This window comes from Candidatus Methylomirabilota bacterium (genome assembly GCA_036005065.1).
In the GTDB taxonomy this organism is placed as follows: domain Bacteria; phylum Methylomirabilota; class Methylomirabilia; order Rokubacteriales; family DASRDR01; genus DASYQW01.
Window position 1 is genome coordinate 1 of record DASYQW010000171.1, and the last position, 14614, is coordinate 14614.

The 14614-nt window shown below is 71.6% G+C and carries 17 protein-coding genes and 6 tRNA genes; 20 read left to right on the plus strand and 3 right to left on the minus strand.

The window, feature by feature from the left end:
• Nucleotides 1–321 precede the first annotated feature (321 nt).
• From VGW35_12360 to VGW35_12410, 11 genes are all read left to right on the plus strand, one after another.
• Nucleotides 322–582 carry a hypothetical protein gene (locus VGW35_12360; protein ID HEV8308453.1) on the plus strand — a complete coding sequence of 87 codons (261 nt, stop codon included), beginning with the start codon at nucleotides 322–324 and terminating at the stop codon, nucleotides 580–582.
• A gap of 296 nt (nucleotides 583–878) precedes the next feature.
• The gene (locus VGW35_12365) at nucleotides 879–1193 is read left to right on the plus strand and encodes a GlsB/YeaQ/YmgE family stress response membrane protein (GenBank protein ID HEV8308454.1); all 315 of its coding nucleotides are present in this window, start codon (nucleotides 879–881) and stop codon (nucleotides 1191–1193) included.
• Between the two features lie 367 nt (nucleotides 1194–1560).
• A complete protein-coding gene (locus tag VGW35_12370; GenBank protein HEV8308455.1) occupies nucleotides 1561–2610 on the plus strand; it encodes a GntR family transcriptional regulator in 1050 nt (349 codons plus the stop codon).
• Nucleotides 2611–2676: 66 nt separating this feature from the next.
• On the plus strand, nucleotides 2677–3066 hold the full coding sequence (locus tag VGW35_12375; GenBank protein ID HEV8308456.1) for a hypothetical protein: 390 nt from the start codon (nucleotides 2677–2679) through the stop codon (nucleotides 3064–3066).
• The gene (locus tag VGW35_12380; GenBank protein HEV8308457.1) at nucleotides 3063–3347 is read left to right on the plus strand and encodes a hypothetical protein; all 285 of its coding nucleotides are present in this window, start codon (nucleotides 3063–3065) and stop codon (nucleotides 3345–3347) included. Before VGW35_12375 ends, VGW35_12380 begins: the two co-directional genes overlap by 4 nt.
• An 11-nt stretch (nucleotides 3348–3358) precedes the next feature.
• Entirely contained in the window at nucleotides 3359–3601 is a 243-nt protein-coding gene (locus VGW35_12385; protein HEV8308458.1) for a hypothetical protein, read from the plus strand.
• Between the two features lie 97 nt (nucleotides 3602–3698).
• Nucleotides 3699–4052, plus strand: coding sequence for a hypothetical protein (locus tag VGW35_12390; GenBank protein HEV8308459.1), 354 nt, complete (start codon nucleotides 3699–3701; stop codon nucleotides 4050–4052).
• A gap of 92 nt (nucleotides 4053–4144) precedes the next feature.
• Nucleotides 4145–5809 (plus strand): N-acetylmuramoyl-L-alanine amidase, encoded by a 1665-nt coding sequence (locus tag VGW35_12395; GenBank protein HEV8308460.1) that lies wholly within the window; start codon nucleotides 4145–4147, stop codon nucleotides 5807–5809.
• Nucleotides 5809–6546: a ribonuclease PH gene (gene rph, locus VGW35_12400; GenBank protein HEV8308461.1), complete on the plus strand. Its 738-nt coding sequence runs from the start codon at nucleotides 5809–5811 to the stop codon at nucleotides 6544–6546. Before VGW35_12395 ends, rph begins: the two co-directional genes overlap by 1 nt.
• Nucleotides 6543–7163, plus strand: coding sequence for an RdgB/HAM1 family non-canonical purine NTP pyrophosphatase (gene rdgB / locus VGW35_12405; GenBank protein HEV8308462.1), 621 nt, complete (start codon nucleotides 6543–6545; stop codon nucleotides 7161–7163). The genes rph and rdgB overlap by 4 nt, the downstream gene beginning before the upstream one ends.
• 71 nt (nucleotides 7164–7234) lie before the next feature.
• Entirely contained in the window at nucleotides 7235–8428 is a 1194-nt protein-coding gene (locus VGW35_12410) for an outer membrane beta-barrel protein (GenBank protein ID HEV8308463.1), read from the plus strand.
• 78 nt (nucleotides 8429–8506) lie between these two features.
• On the opposite strand, the gene VGW35_12415 is transcribed toward VGW35_12410, so the two are convergent.
• Complete coding sequence (locus VGW35_12415) at nucleotides 8507–9019, minus strand: hypothetical protein (GenBank protein HEV8308464.1); 513 nt, start codon at nucleotides 9017–9019, stop codon at nucleotides 8507–8509.
• 138 nt (nucleotides 9020–9157) lie between these two features.
• Here VGW35_12415 and VGW35_12420 point away from each other — a divergent pair.
• Both VGW35_12420 and VGW35_12425 read left to right on the plus strand, forming a co-directional pair.
• A tRNA-Pro gene (locus tag VGW35_12420) sits at nucleotides 9158–9234 on the plus strand.
• A 66-nt stretch (nucleotides 9235–9300) separates the two neighbouring features.
• Nucleotides 9301–9618, plus strand: a complete 318-nt coding sequence (locus VGW35_12425; GenBank protein ID HEV8308465.1) for a hypothetical protein — start codon at nucleotides 9301–9303, stop codon at nucleotides 9616–9618.
• Nucleotides 9619–9639: 21 nt separating this feature from the next.
• Here VGW35_12425 and VGW35_12430 read toward each other — a convergent pair whose 3' ends face one another.
• Both VGW35_12430 and VGW35_12435 read right to left on the minus strand, forming a co-directional pair.
• On the minus strand, nucleotides 9640–10125 hold the full coding sequence (locus VGW35_12430) for an AAA family ATPase (protein ID HEV8308466.1): 486 nt from the start codon (nucleotides 10123–10125) through the stop codon (nucleotides 9640–9642).
• A gap of 86 nt (nucleotides 10126–10211) precedes the next feature.
• Nucleotides 10212–10700 carry a hypothetical protein gene (locus VGW35_12435; GenBank protein ID HEV8308467.1) on the minus strand — a complete coding sequence of 163 codons (489 nt, stop codon included), beginning with the start codon at nucleotides 10698–10700 and terminating at the stop codon, nucleotides 10212–10214.
• Between the two features lie 199 nt (nucleotides 10701–10899).
• On the opposite strand from VGW35_12435, the gene VGW35_12440 reads away from it, so the two are divergent.
• From VGW35_12440 to VGW35_12470, 7 genes are all read left to right on the plus strand, one after another.
• Entirely contained in the window at nucleotides 10900–11778 is an 879-nt protein-coding gene (locus VGW35_12440; protein HEV8308468.1) for a hypothetical protein, read from the plus strand.
• 97 nt (nucleotides 11779–11875) lie between these two features.
• On the plus strand, nucleotides 11876–12643 hold the full coding sequence (locus VGW35_12445) for a hypothetical protein (protein HEV8308469.1): 768 nt from the start codon (nucleotides 11876–11878) through the stop codon (nucleotides 12641–12643).
• A 69-nt stretch (nucleotides 12644–12712) separates the two neighbouring features.
• Nucleotides 12713–12789, plus strand: a tRNA-Arg gene (locus VGW35_12450).
• 91 nt (nucleotides 12790–12880) lie between these two features.
• Nucleotides 12881–12956: transfer RNA gene (locus VGW35_12455), tRNA-His, on the plus strand.
• 59 nt (nucleotides 12957–13015) lie between these two features.
• Nucleotides 13016–13092, plus strand: a tRNA-Arg gene (locus tag VGW35_12460).
• Nucleotides 13093–13113: 21 nt separating this feature from the next.
• A tRNA-Arg gene (locus VGW35_12465) sits at nucleotides 13114–13189 on the plus strand.
• A gap of 30 nt (nucleotides 13190–13219) precedes the next feature.
• Nucleotides 13220–13295 (plus strand) — tRNA-Lys (locus VGW35_12470).
• The last annotated feature ends 1319 nt before the right edge of the window (nucleotides 13296–14614 follow it).

Sequence of the window (14614 nt, forward strand, 5' to 3'; positions counted from 1 at the left end):
CCGACCCCTGGACGACTCGCCGGATCATCGGTGAGCACGCTTCGCTGGCCGGCGATAGTGCGGCAGGCGAGATCCCCGATCCTGGGCGGCCCGCCGCCGTGCCGAGAATTCGGGGGGCTTGACAGGGATCCCAAGATGTACTATTGTACTAGTACAGTATGATGATCAGTGTGCCCAGCGTGTGGACGAGGACAGCCCGATCCCGATCCGCCCGGCAACTGGCGGAGCAGCTCACGTGGCGTCTGCTCCATCCCGGTGGCCGGGTGGGCGAAGCGGCCGCGTCGGCTCCGCCGCGGAGGCGGCCATGAAGGAGGACGGAGCATGACCTTCCCGGTGTCCCTGATCTGGGTGCTCGGAGGATTGCTGGCCAGCGGGTTGGCCGGGCTCGTCCTGAAGCGCGGAGGGTACGGGTTGATCACGGACATCAGCCTCGGTCTCGGCGGAAGCCTCGTCGGGAGCCTGATCCTCGGGCCCTCCGGGATCGTTCCGGAATCGGGGCTCCTCGCGATGGTCGTCGTCGCGTTTGTCGGAGCGGCCGGTGTGATCGTCGTTCAACGCAAGATGTGGCCCACGATCGCCTAGGAGGAGAACCTGGCACCCGAGGGCCGTTTCATTACGGAGGTGCGGGAGGAGAAAGGGGGACGCTTGACAGCTCGGGGTGGGGTTGCGTCCTTGCGGGTTCGATGATCCGGGTCTGTGCATGGTGCGAGGCAGCTCTGGGCGTCGGGCCGCCGCTTGATCGCCCGGGGGTGACGTATGCAGTGTGCCCGGAGTGCTGGACGCGGCGGCCCAGGCCCAGATCGACGGTGAGAGCGGATACCGAATCCAAAGCACCGGGCGAAGTCGACGAGCGGGGGACGGGTAAGGGAGGACGAGTCATGAGCCTCGACATGTTGACGGCCGTTCTGGTGGGGCTGCTTGCCGGCGGGCTCGCCGGGTTCGTCATGAAGGGTGGACCCTACGGGCTCATCGGGGACTTCATCCTCGGCCTCGTGGGAAGCGTCGCGGGGGCCGGAATCTTCCGGGCGCTGGGAGTCCTTCCGGGACCGGGGCTCGTCCCGATCGCTGTGGCGGCGTTCGTCGGAGCGGCCGGCCTGCTCGTCGTCCAGCGGAAGCTATGGCACCGGCCAACGGTGAGGCCCCGGCGAAGGCGATCCGTCGCATCCGGAGCGTGGCGCGTCGAACAGAGGTGAAGGCGAGCCGTTGACCAGCCGGCCGGCGCCACCGGGGTCACCCCCCGTGAGTGACGTGGACACGGAGCGAGGGTGACGCGTTCGATCCGCTGGCGACCTGCCGAGCCGCTCCACCACGCGAATCGGGGACGGCCGCGTCCTCAGCTCCTAGGCCGAGCACGGTCGCGCGCGCCCTCGAGGATCTGAGGCGGAGCGGATGCCGGCCGCTCGCCCCCCGTCCCGAGGCGCCTGAGTCGGCGTGGGCGCAGGGGCGCTCGTCGCCACGGGATCCGCCGCCTGAGACGCCGAGGACGCTCGCGGCTTCTCATCTGGGCGGGGCTTCCGGGCTTGACAGGAGTCCTCGTATGTACTATTGTGCTAGTACAGTATGGTGATTCCAGTGCACCTCCGCGTCGACGCGCACAGCCCGATCCCGATCCGCCGGCAACTGACGGAGCAGCTCAAGCATGTCATCGAGGGCGGCGCCGTCCCGCGAGACCAGGCGCTGCCGAGCATCCGGGAGCTGGCCGGCTTCCTGGGCATCAATCCCAATACGGTCGCGCGGGTCATCGAGGATCTGAAGCTGAGCGGGTACGTGGAAGCGCGGCGGGGAAGGGGCGTGTTCGTCGCCCCGGACCTCCCCGCACGCCCGGCGCCCCATCTCCGCGCGACCTTCCTGAAAGACGTGGTGATCCGGGCCGCGGCGCTCGGGATGACCGCTGACGACTTGGCGGTGGGCGTCTCGACCCTGGTCGGGGTGCGGCCGGCGGCCGTCCAGGGCGCCGTCGAGATCCTCCTGGTGGAGTGCAGCCCGGCGGAGCTCGACTTCTTTGCCCGGGAGCTCGAGTCTCACCTCCCGGTCCGAGTGGACAAGGTGCGTCTCGGCGACCTGGGGACGGCCATACGGCGGAAGAGGCCGCTCAACCGGTGGGGGGCGGCCGTCACGAGCTTCTTCCATCTCCCGGAGGTCGAGCGGCGCCTGGAGGGCGCGGGGATCCCGGTGATCGCACTCTTGGCCGAGGTGCATCTCGAGACCCTTCACCGCCTGGCCCAGCTCCCGCCGGGGACGCGGGTGGGAGTGGCCTCGGCCGAGCCCGAGACCACCCACAACCTGGAGCACTCGATCGCCAATGCCGGCCTCCCGAACATCGTGCTCGTGGGGGCTTGCCCCGCTGAGGGGGCGGCGCTCGGTCGCCTGGTGCGCCGGGTGGACGTCGTTGTTTGCTCCACCCCGGCTGCCGAGCGGGTGCGGCGGCTCGTGGGCTCCGCCGCGGAGGTGATCGTCGACGACCGAGCCCTCGACACGCGAGCCATCGAGATGCTGGCGGCCATCCTGGTGCGCCACGACGGGCAGGGGACGCCGGCGGCCGCGCTTCCCCCGCGGCGCCGGCGCGCCCGGGCCCTCCAGGCCACGCCCCCGGCCGGGCGTCACGCGTGACACGATGACGGGAAGGTGTTCCCCGCCCGGGGTGGAGCCGGGTTCTTCACCGACAACGGGGACCACATGCGACAGTTGAAAGGCTTCAATGGCCTGCGCGAGCAACGCCGGGTGATCTGGATCGAACCAGCGCACGGCTGGGCCGCGGCGCCGGAGGAGATTCTTGCCGCACTCTCGGACGATGGCTTCGAGGAATGCAAGCGTGAGATGACGACGAGCCGGAGTGGTCGCCAACCTGCGGGCGGCCTGTGGCAAGGGGTCGATACCCGAACGGGATCTGTCGCGTCGGCGATCTGGGTGAATCGCTCGGCGTCGCATCACGCCATCGTGTTCGTCGAGGTCGATGGGGAGTCGCTCACGGGCGGCGCGCAGGCTGAAGGGGCGGAACGCGAAGTCTCGCGGTCTCGGCCGGAGGCGCGGAGTCGCGCGGCGGCTCCAGAGGGAGCAGGCGCATGAAGGTGCGAGATCTGGAGTGCTGGCCTCCGACATGGCGAGGGGCTTCCGGCGTATCGGGCAACGGCGCCGACCGCGAGGGCGGCATTTTGACCGCGGTGCGCTGGGATCACAAGAATCAGTCCATCACCCTCACCAGGGAGTACGATGGAGATCGGCACTCCGGACTGCTTGAAGACCAGGTGCGGCCGCTCACGACACTCTATCTCCTGCTCGGGTGGCACGTCGGCCGGGCTCTCGCGAACATCGGGAGCCTGGAGATGACCCCCGAGCGGCGACGTTGAGAGGGGAGCCCATGCGTCGAAGTCGGCCGCGCGAGTTCTGGTGCCCGGTCGTGTCAGAAAGCGTGGTCATTCGGCTGAAGCGGCCGACCGGACTGAGCCGGATGTCCGGCTACTTCGTCCAGTGCAATCAGGCGGACTGTCAGTACGTCGAGGCGAACGAGCCGCCATGCCCGCTGCACGTCGGGATGTTCAGCGACGAGATCGGGGCGGCCCAGGCAGCCCGGGCGGCACGATCCGAGGGCGACAGTGGCTGACGGGGCGCCTCCGGTGCCGGGCTCCGTGCGAATGACCCTCGGTCGCCCGCGCTCGAGCAGCCCCGGCGTCGAGTCCCCTCAGCGAAGGGGCGACAGGATGGCGCAGCGAAAGAAGAAGCAGCTGGTCCGCCTGACCCCGGAAGGCATGCAGGTCGTCCAGGAGCTGCGAGCACGCTTCGAACAGAAGTTTGGCCGCCCGCCGGGCCCCGGGGACGCCGTGTTCTTCGATGCCCAGGTCGACGCCTCGGAACCCATCGACCAGCTTCGATTCGATGCCGCCATCATTGCCGCGATGGAAGCGGCCGGCGTGGGCGCCGCGATCATCCACGCCTATCGGCGCACGGGAATGCTGGTGGGCGAGCACAACGTCACCTCCTACTCCAAGGAAGCGCTCCGGCGCTGGCGGGCGGTGCTCGAGGAGTACGAAGAGCCGGATCCGCCCCTGGACTGATCCGGCGAGGGCCCGGGTCGGCGGCGCCGCGGTCTGAGCGCGCAAAAAGCTTGGGCCGGCCGACGGCGCTCCGCTAGAATGAACCTGCTCCCATGCGGCCCCGGATCGGCCTCGCTCTGTTTCTGTTCTCGGCCCTGATCCTCGGTCCCCGCGCGGTCGCGGCTACTCCCATCTACCTCGAGGTGCAATCCGTGTCGGGGGCGACCCTGGGCCAGCTCGCCGGCGTCATCGAGGACCGCGTGACCTATTTCCCGCTGGCCGACATCGCGCGGGTGGCCCGCGGGAAGGTGCGCCGGGCGCCGAGCGGTGACCGCGCCACGCTCGAGGTCCGCGGGAGGACGCTCGAGGTCCAGCGCGACAGCCCGCGGGCGCGCCTGCAGGGCCGCGTGCTGGCGCTCTCGGCCCCCGTGCGGGTCCGGGAAGGGACGTGGGTCGTGCCGGGCGAGGTGCTGGTGCGGGCGCTCCCCGTGCTGGTCGGTGCCGGCGTCCAGGTGGTGGCCGTCTCGGCCCCGCCGCCGCGCCCCGTGCCACGGCCGGTGACCGCCGTGCGCGCGCCGCCGCTGGCGGCCAGGTTGCCGGTGGCGCCACCGACGGCGGCGCCGGCCGATTCCAGGCCGGCACCGTCGGGGGCCGAGCGTCCCGGCGAGGCGGTCGCCCCCGTGCCACCGGCGCCGGAGAGTGAGCCAGCCCCTTCGGCGCCGGTCAGGGCCGGGGCGATCGAGCTGCGGTACCGCTCGTACCCCGCTTACACCCGGGTCGCCCTGGAGGGCACGGCGCCCTTCGAACCGCGGCTGGTCGAGGCGAACGGGGCCCTCGTGGTTCCGCTGGCGGGCCTCCGCGGGCGCGCCCCGCGGGTCGTCCGGGCCGTCCGGGACGGCCTGATCGACTCCGTGGAGCTGACCGAGTCGCGCGGCAGCCCCGCACTGCGTGTCACCTTCGAGCGCGCGCCGGCATCCCGCAAGGTGTACCGCCTGCAGGACCCGCCGCGGCTCATCCTCGATTTCTACCGGGCGGCGCCGGCGACCGCGTCGGGGGCGGCTCCCCGCCCGGCGCTCCACATGATCATCATCGACCCGGGCCACGGCGGCCACGATCCCGGCGCGATCGGGCCGGGCGGGCTTCAGGAGAAGGAGCTCACGCTGGACGTGGCGCGGCGGCTGGCCGCGGTCTTGGAGGCCGAGGTCGGGGCCAAGGTCCGCCTCACCCGGACGCGGGACCAGTTCGTGGCGCTTCGCGAGCGGACGGGGATCGCCAATCGTCACAAGGCGGATCTGTTCGTCTCCATCCACGTGAACGCGGCGCGGGGCGTCACCGCCACCGGCACCGAGACGTATTTCCTCTCCTCGGAGGCGACGGACAACGCGGCCCGAGCCGCCGCGGCGTTCGAGAACAAGGTGATCGAGCTCGAGCCGGACCCGCGCGCGGGCTCGCGAGACCTGCTCCGCTCGATTCTGTGGGACCTCGCGCAGTCCGAGTTCCAGCAGCAGTCGAGCCGGCTGGCCGAGGCGCTCCAGGACAGCTTCGAGCGGGCCCTGCGTCTTCCCAACCGGGGCGTGAAGCAGGCGCCGTTCTACGTGCTGGGCGGCGCCGCGATGCCGGCGGTCCTCGTCGAGATCGGCTTCCTCTCGAACCCGCAAGAAGAGCAGCGCTTGCAGGACGAGGGCTATCGCGACCGGATCGCGCGGGCGCTGGCCGCCGGCATCGCGGCCTACAAGCGCCGCTACGAGCAGAAGGGCGGCGTGGTGGCGGGCCGGTGATTCGACGCGACGGCCGCGCGCCCGAGGACCTCCGGCCGGTGCGCCTGACGCGCCAATACGTGCGGCATGCCGAAGGGTCGGTGCTCGTGGAGGTCGGGGACACCCGCGTCATCTGCACGGCGTCGGCCGAGGATCGCGTGCCGCCGTTCCTCCGCGGCGCCGGGCAGGGGTGGGTCACGGCCGAGTACGGGATGCTGCCTCGGGCGACGTCCACCCGGACGCCACGCGAGGCGGGCCGGACCGGCGGGCGCACCCACGAGATCCAGCGCCTGGTGGGACGCTCGCTGCGGGCGGTGGTCGAGCTCGCGAAGCTCGGCGAGCGCACGATCACCGTGGATTGCGACGTCATCCAGGCCGACGGCGGCACCCGGACGGCCGCGATCACCGGCGGCTTCCTCGCCCTGGCCGACTGCATCCACCAGCTCCAGTCGGGCGGTCGGCTGCTGCAGGATCCGCTCCGCGACGCCGTGGCCGCGACCAGCGTCGGCCTGGTGGCCGGCGGGCCCATCCTCGACCTGGACTACTCCGAGGACTCCACCGCCGAAGTCGACATGAACGTCGTCATGACCGGGACGGGTCGCTTCGTCGAGATTCAGGGGACCGCCGAGCAGACACCGTTCGACCTCACCCAGCTCGAGGCCCTGCTCACGCTGGCGAAGCGGGGCATCGCGCGACTCCTCGAGCTCCAGCGCCGGATCCTCGCCGACCGCACGACGACGCTCTTCACCCTGCCGTGACGCCGTGGCTCGTGCTGGCCACGGCGAACCCGGGCAAGCGCGCCGAGTTCCAGCTCCTCCTCGCCGGCCTCGGCTACGGGATCCGGGACCTGGCGGACTATCCCGGCATCACGCTCCCGCCTGAGGGCGGGGTCAGTTACGCCGAGAACGCGCTCGCCAAGGCGCGGGCAACCGCCGCCGTCACCGGCGCCGTCACGCTGGGCGACGACTCCGGACTCGAGGTCGACGCCCTCGGGGGGCGGCCGGGTGTCGCCTCGGCGCGCTACGGCGGGCCGGGGGTGAGCGACGCCGCCCGGGTGGCGCGCCTGCTCGCCGAGATGGTCGGCGCCGGCGCGCGCGGGGCCCGCTTCCGGTGCGTCCTGGCCCTGGTGGGGCCGTGGGGGGCCGAGGAGACGGTCGAGGGCGTGGTCGAAGGGCTCCTGGCCGAGACTCCCCGCGGTCACGGCGGGTTCGGCTACGATCCGATCTTCCTGGTCCCCGGGCTGGGCCGAACGCTGGCCGAGCTGACGCCGGCCGAAAAGGCGCGGATGAGCCACCGCGGCCAGGCGGCGGCCCGCGTCCGGCCCATCCTGACCGAGTGGCTCCCGCGAGCCCGCGGGTGGACCCGCCCCGGGTGAGGCCTGCCGGGCCGCCGTCGCGGCGAACGGCGTCGAGGCGCGGCGGCGCGCCGTCCCTCCTCGTGTGCCTGGTGCCGGTGCTCCTCGGGTGGCTCACGCCCTCGGGCGCGAGCGCCGGCGAGGAACCCGCGACGCGGGTCTACCTCACCCTGCGCTACGGGGGGACCGTTCCCGGCCTGCGCGCCGACGACTCCGCCGGGCTCTCCTTGGGAGTGGACCTGGGTCGCTTCCTGAGCGTGGAGCTCGCGGCCGACTTCTACGAGCTGGTCGCCGAGGTGCCCCGCGTCGGGACGGTCGGCGAGTACGGGGTGATGGCGCTCGCGCCCCAGGTCCGCGTCCGGTACCCCCTGTTCGGCGGGCAGCTGGCCCCGTACCTTCTGGCCGGGGTCGGCATCGGCGTCGGCCAGTTCAACGACCGCAAGCCGCCCGGCTTCGGCCTGGCGATCCATGCGGGGGATGACGTCACACCCCTCGGCGTGGTCGGCGGCGGCATCGAGTACTTCCTCGCCGACAACCTCGCCCTCGGGCTCCAGGTCGCCTACGTCATCTCCGGAGCGCAGACGATCGAGGTCCAGGGTCGGCGCCACCCGGTGGAGCTGGAGACCCTGCTGGCCACCGCGAGCCTGCGCGTCCTCTACCCCGAGCGCGAGCCGCGTCCGGCCGGGCTCCCGCGGGGGCTCCTGCCGGCACGCGTCTACGTCGGGGTCCGGATCGGGGGGGCGGTCCCCACGCGCAAGGAGGTGTTCTCGGGTCTCGAGAGCCGCCCGGAGGCGCCGGCCTGGGGCGGGACCCTGAACCAGGTCTTCGGGGTCGCCGTCGGCGCGAACCTGGGCCGACACCTGGGGGTCGAGCTCCCGCTGGAAGGCTACGAGATGAACCTCGCCATGCCCGGCCGACCCGCGCTGGGCGAATACGCGCTGTATCCGATCATTCCGCTGGTCCGCCTGCGCTCGGCCTGGCTGGACGAGAAGCTGGAGCTGTATGGGCTGGGCGGGGTCGGGATCACCTACGGCGAGTTCAACGATGGGAAGCCGGCGGGGGCGAGCCTGGAGATCCGCGGTCGGGACTGGACGGTGGCGGGGGCGCTGGGCGTGGGCGCCGAGTACTTCGTGACGAGCAATGTCGCCATCGGACTCGAGGCGAAGTACGTGGCCTCCCGCGGCCACCACCTCCGGATCGACGGACGGCCCGTCGGCGGCGCCGTGCTGGATTCGGTGCTCGTCTCCTTCGGCCTGCGCGCCTTCCTCGGCGAGCTCGGTCAGTGAGGAGGGGCGCGCATCCCCATCGGTCCTGGCCGCTCCCGTCGCCGGGGCGCGCGCCGGCGCCCCGCTCGGCGGCGCCGATCACAATGCCCCGAACGCGACCCCCTTGTAGATCCAGCCACAGCTCGTCACCACGTCCTGGATCGGCTGCTTGATTTCGCGAGTATCGAAGCGGTAGTGGTACACCCGACCCGGCGCCAGGGTCTCGGTGAAGGCATACGCCGTCCCGAACTCGATCGCGTGCGTTTGCCCTTTGAACGATGTGACCGCCAGCGACAGCCGCGGCACGCCGGCCGACCAGGCGACGGTGTATTCCTGATCCTTCGCCCGGACTCGATGCGCGTGTGGATCGAGCTTCAGATGAACCCGGAAAACCTTGGACAGGCCGGCCTTGGCGAAGACTTCATACCACTGGGCATCCACGATCTTCCATTCAGCGATCAGGTCGACACCCTCCGCGCTGCCGCTGACGATCCGATACGGGGCGGTGGGACGGTTCAGGCCCAGGAGTCCGTCACGCACGTCCTGAATCGACAAGACCGGCGTCCCCGGCGCGGGGCGCTTCGTCGAGGTGAGAAAATCAAAGATCCCCATACCATCCTCCCTGAGATTATAGGGCAGGAAGCGCGCCGCGAATCTCGAGTGCGCCGGCGGCCGCCGGGCCCGTTTCCGGGCGCGTCGGGCCAGGCGGCGGTTGACTCGCGCCGGCCAACCCCGTAGATTGTCGAGCATCGGGGCGTGGCGCAGCCAGGTAGCGCACCTGCCTTGGGAGCAGGGGGTCGGCCGTTCAAATCGGCTCGCCCCGACCATCTTCCACTCCATGCGGAGCCGCCACGCGACTCGGGGCGGCGCGACTTCGGAAGAGAGGACCAGGGATGAGGCGGGTCGGATTCGTCGTGATGACGGCCCTCGTCTGGGCGGCCTGGGTCTCCCCCGCCCACGCCTATAGCTGTCCGATCCTGATCAAGGAAGCGGATGACGCGATCGCCCGGGCCGAGGCGGTGATCGCCAAGGCGAGCAGCGGGGAGGGCCGGGCGGCCGCCGAGCGGGCCCTGGCCGAGGCGAAGCGGATGGTGGCGGAGGCCCGGCGGGACCACGAAGGCGCCAAGGCCAAGGCCGGGCACGCCGTCGCGGTTCGCAAGGCCAAGATCGCGCGGGCCTTTGCCGAGGAGGCCCAAGTCCTCGCCGAGTGACGCGGCCGCCTCCCGACGCCCTCAGGGCTCCGAGCGGAGCCGGGTGGCCTCGGGACCGGCCAGCCGCGTGATCCGGAACTCACCCTCCCCGCCGATCCGCACGGCATAGAGCTCGTCGAAGCCTTCCGTGACCGAGGGCGGCTCCAGCCGCTTGGCCGCCGCGTGGATGGCGACGTCCGGGACCCGCTCGGCACCCTCGCGGCGTCGATTCCGCACGAGGGCCTCCCGCCGCTCCACGTCGAAGAAGTAGCCCACGATCCGAGCGCCATGGGCCCGGCCGAGCTCGATGAGGCGACCGCGCTCGGTGGCGGTGGGGTTGGTGTTGTCGACCGCCACCGATCGCCCCGCCCGGAGCGCCTCCCCGATGCGCTCCCGCTCACGGCCGCTCCGCTGGCGGCCGCGGCGCAGGAGGTCCTTGCTCACCTGCACGTGAGTCGCCGCGAGCCGCTGCCGGAAGAACGTGGTCTTGCCGGACGCCGGAAGGCCGATCAGGATCGCGAGCTCCATGCCTCCATTATGCGGCGCGGCCGTTCGCCGACCCGCCGCTCAGTAGGCGAGGAAGCTCGTGTCCAGGGGGTCCATGTCTCAGAGCGTCATCGCTGGGGACTCGCCTGGATGCGCTGTACCAAGAGGGGGCGCCCCGACGCGGAGTAGGCCGCCACTTCGATCTGGTGACGGCCTCCGGGCGAATGCTTCGGGTGCATCACCTCGACTTCGATCCGCGAAGGCGGCTGAGGAAATCGCGGCAGCTCGAAGGCGACCACCAGACCGCACTCCGGGCAGCGGCGCGAGGGAATCTCGGCCGCCGGCTTCCTGGCCGCCTCGGCGCGCCCCGACGTCTCGGCCGGGCTTCGGCCGTTGTCCCGCAGACCATCCTGAAAGAACCAGGCGGTCGGCCGGCGCTGCCGGCGATCGGCCTGACGCCGATCCGATCTCGGCGCGTTGCCGCCCCGGCGACGTTCCCCGGCGCGGCGCTCGTAGATCAGGTCGACGGCCGCCTCCGGCTTGAAGTTGTGCCGCAGGAATTCGTACAGGTCGCGCTGCCCCTGCTGGACGACGATCAGCCATCTGCGCGTGGTCATGGTCAGCCCTCGATCCGTTGGTCAGCCTGGCTTCGGCCCCGGCGGCGGCCTGCCTTGTTCGCGCGAGCCTTCCGGCCGCCGCACACGTCTCATGACGATTCTACGCCAACCGATCCCGGGGCGCCGCCGCGCCGCCCGTCCCGGGGCCGGGCGTCCGGGCGCCGTGTGAGCGGGCGGGTTTCGTCGTATGCTGGCGCCCATGAGGCTCGCCCGATACTGGGCGCGAGCGCCGGGCGAAGCCACCGGGCCGGACGGCCGCCGCGTCCGCACCGTGGCTCGTGGCTGGTCGAATGAGAGCCTCGAGGCGGCGCGCGAGCTGGCGCGCACCATGGCCCGCCGGATCGCCGAGCGGCTGGCTTCGCCTCAGGCCGAGCCCAGGGCGTACCTGTATGGCGAGCGGCCGTTGCCGGAGCCGATCCTGCGCGAGTTCCGTGGCGGCGCCGGCGACGAGCCTCGGGCGGTGGTCACGCGCAATGTGTACGGCGCGCTCGTCCTCAACGCCCGTGATCTGATGTTCGTCGACATCGATCGCGCCGGCACGCCGAGCGCCGCCGCGCCCGTCGCCGGCATGCTCTCGGGCCTCCGTTCGCTCTTCGGCCAGGCCGCCCCCCCGCCGCCACCGCCGGAGAACGGCGTCGTGGCCGCGATTCAGCGCGTCGCCGAGGCGAACGCCCTGGCCGCCCGCGTGTACAAGACGGCCGCCGGCTATCGAGCCATCGTCACCAGCGCCCATCTCGAGGCCGGCGGCGGGCCGAGCGAAGGGCTGTTCCAGCAGTTCGGCGCCGATCCCCTGTATGTCCGGTTGTGCCGCCTGCAGCAATCCTTCCGGGCCCGGCTGACGCCGAAGCCCTGGCGATGCGGTCTGCGGACGCCGCCCGTCGTCTTTCCCTTCGACGCGCCGGCCGACGAGTCGCGATTCCGCGCCTGGGAGGCCGAATACACCGTGACCGCGGCACGGTATGCGACGTGCCGGTACCTGACGGCGTGTGGAGCCGCCCCGGTCGTCCCCGACTTCGAGGAGTTGATCCGGTACCACGACCAGGAGACCCGGGCCGGCACGAGTCTGCCCCTGGCGTAGCCTCGCCGGCGGGGTCGAATCGTGATGGTGGGTCGCCCGCCAGGCGCCGTGGCGACCGCTTGAAGCGCGCGCGGTCCCTCCCATATAGTCGGCGATCATGAGCGTCAGCATGATCGTGAAGCTCGTGCTGACCCCGCTTCTCATCGCCCTCGCGACCCTGGTCGGTCGCCGCTGGGGCCCGGGCGTCAGCGGCTGGCTGGCGGGATTTCCGCTGACGTCCGGACCGGTCTCCGTGTTCCTCGCGCTCGAACAGGGACCGGAGTTCGCGGCACAGGCGGCGGGAGGGACGCTCCTCGGGCTCCTCTCGATGGCCGTCTTCTGCCTGGTCTATGCCCGCGTGGCCCGTCGGGCCTCGTGGCTCGGGAGCGCCGCCGCCGGTCTCGGGGCCTTCGCGGTGTGCACGGTAGGGCTCGAGCGCATCACGCTGCCGGTGGGAACGGCATTCGCGGTCGTCGCCGTGTGTCTGGGCGGAATCGCGGCCGCCATCCCGACCACGGCGGCGCCGATCCGCCCGAGCGGCCCCCCATCGTGGGACCTCCCGGTGCGCATGGCGGTGGCGGCCGCGCTCGTCGTGGTGCTGACCAGCGCGGCCGCCTGGCTCGGCCCCGGGCTGAGCGGCCTGCTCTCGCCGGTCCCGGCGTTCGCGTTGATCCTCGCGGCCTTCGCCCACCACGCCCAGGGGCCGGGGGCGGCGGCGCAGCTCCTGCGCGCCGTGGTGATCGGATCGTTCGCCTTCGCCGCGTTCTTCGTCGTCGTGGGTACGGGCCTGCTACAGCTCGGGATGGCGGCGACGTATCTGCTGGCCGCTCTCGCCGCCCTCGCCGTCAACGGGCTGGCGCTCGCCGTCGTTCGGCGGATGCCCTGACCGGCGCGGGCGCTTCACCCGCCGCGCCCACCGGAATCCCGCCGCACGACCCGTGATAGCATAAGGCGCGCGCCTGTAGCTCAGTCGGATAGAGCAACGGCCTTCTAAGCCGTGGGTCGGGGGTTCGATTCCCTCCAGGCGCGCCACTCCGCGGCATCGCCGGCCAGCGGGAGCGACGGTTCTCCGCGTTGACAGGGTGGGAGGGCTTCCGTAAGATAGTGCGTCGGAGCCAGGACGGTGAGCGTAGCTCAACGGTTAGAGCACTGGACTGTGGCTCCAGGGGTTGAGGGTTCAAATCCCTTCGCTCACCCCAGCCTCCCCGTGAGGCCTCGCACCTTCCGGAGACGCGCGGGCGAGCGGGGATCAGATAGGGCGCCCGTAGCTCAGTTGGATAGAGCGACGGACTTCGAATCCGTAGGTCGCAGGTTCGATTCCTGCCGGGCGTACCACGATGTGCGTACTGGAACTGGGCGCCTGTAGCTCAGCGGATAGAGCGTCGGACTCCGGATCCGAAGGTCACAGGTTCAAATCCTGTCAGGCGTACCAACACCTCCTCGGGCGGTGACTTTCCGACGCGAGCCGTTAGCTCAACTGGCAGAGCAACTGACTCTTAATCAGTAGGTTGGAGGTTCGACTCCTCCACGGCTCACCAATCGAATCGGGCACTTCGGGGGCACCCGGGGTGCCCGATTCCGTTTTGGTGCCATAGCGGTGCCATAAAACATCCGACGGGGCCTCGGATGGCGGGCCGGGCGGTGCCAGCCGGTCCACGGCCTCCCGGGCGGCCGCCAGCCGATCCACCCACGCCTTGTCCCCGCGCGGGAGCCAGTGTGCGTAGTAGAGGAGCGTGGTGGTGGGCTTGCGGTGCCCGAGCTGGGCCGCCACGTAGGTGATCGGCGCGCCTTCGGCGAGGAGATGGGACGCGTAGGTGTGCCGGAGGTCGTACAGCCGAAACCGCGGAAGTTCCGCCGCCCGGAGCACCGCGCGGAAGCGCGCCGCGACGTTCGCCTCGTCCAGCGGCGTCCCGATCTCGGAAGGGAAGATCCACGGGGCCGGTTCCTGCCCCCGCATCAAGGCGTCGGCTTCGAGATCCGTCTGCCACTGGCTGAGCGCCTCCACAAGCCGGGGCGTGAGGTCGACGCGCCGCGCCTCCTCCGTCTTCGTCGCCTTGAGCTGCCCGCCTGACATCGCCCGCTCCACCCGGACCGTCCGGTCGGCGAGGTCGAGGTCCTCCCAGACGAGGGCGAGCGCTTCGCCCGGCCGGAGGCCCGTGTCGGCGAGGGTCAGGAACAACACAGCCTCGCGCCGGGCGAGCTCCTGCCGCGCCACCGCCGCGTAGGCCTCGGCGCAGAAGGTCGCGAGCTGCTCGTAGCTCATCGGACGGATCGCCTGCTGGCGTTCCGCCGCCGAGATCGTGTCCGGCCCCTTGCGGCGCCCTCGACCGGCGCCGTGGGCCGGGTTCGCTAGGAGGAGGCCCTCGTCAACGGCGGACGCCAGGAGCGCGGACAGCGTGGCGCGGATGAGGCGCACGGAGTTCTTGCTGAGCCCATCGGCGCGCTTGCGCGTCAGGAGAGCCTTGATCTGGCCTCGGTGTAACTGCCGGACCTTCAGGCCACCGAAGGCCGGGAGGATGTGGAGCCGGAGGAGCTGCGCGTGCAGGGCCACGGTGCGGGGCGCGAGCGTCGTGGCGAGATCCTGCTGCCATCGAGCGGCATAGGCAGCAAGCCTGATCTCCGGGTCCTCCGGCGTGGGCGTCGCCTGCCGGGATTCCGGGATCTTCGCGGCCAGGAGGTCCTCGGCGGCTTCACGTGTCCGCGCCGCGAGCCGCCGGCGGACGCCCGCCGCGTCGAAGTAATCGACGATCCACCCGGGCCGGTCCTTGCGCTTGTAGATGCCGGCCATGCTGGTCAGCGGCCCTTCCGCCGCCGAAGTGCCCCTCGGGTCATGAGCCGCACCAGCTCAGCCGCCGCC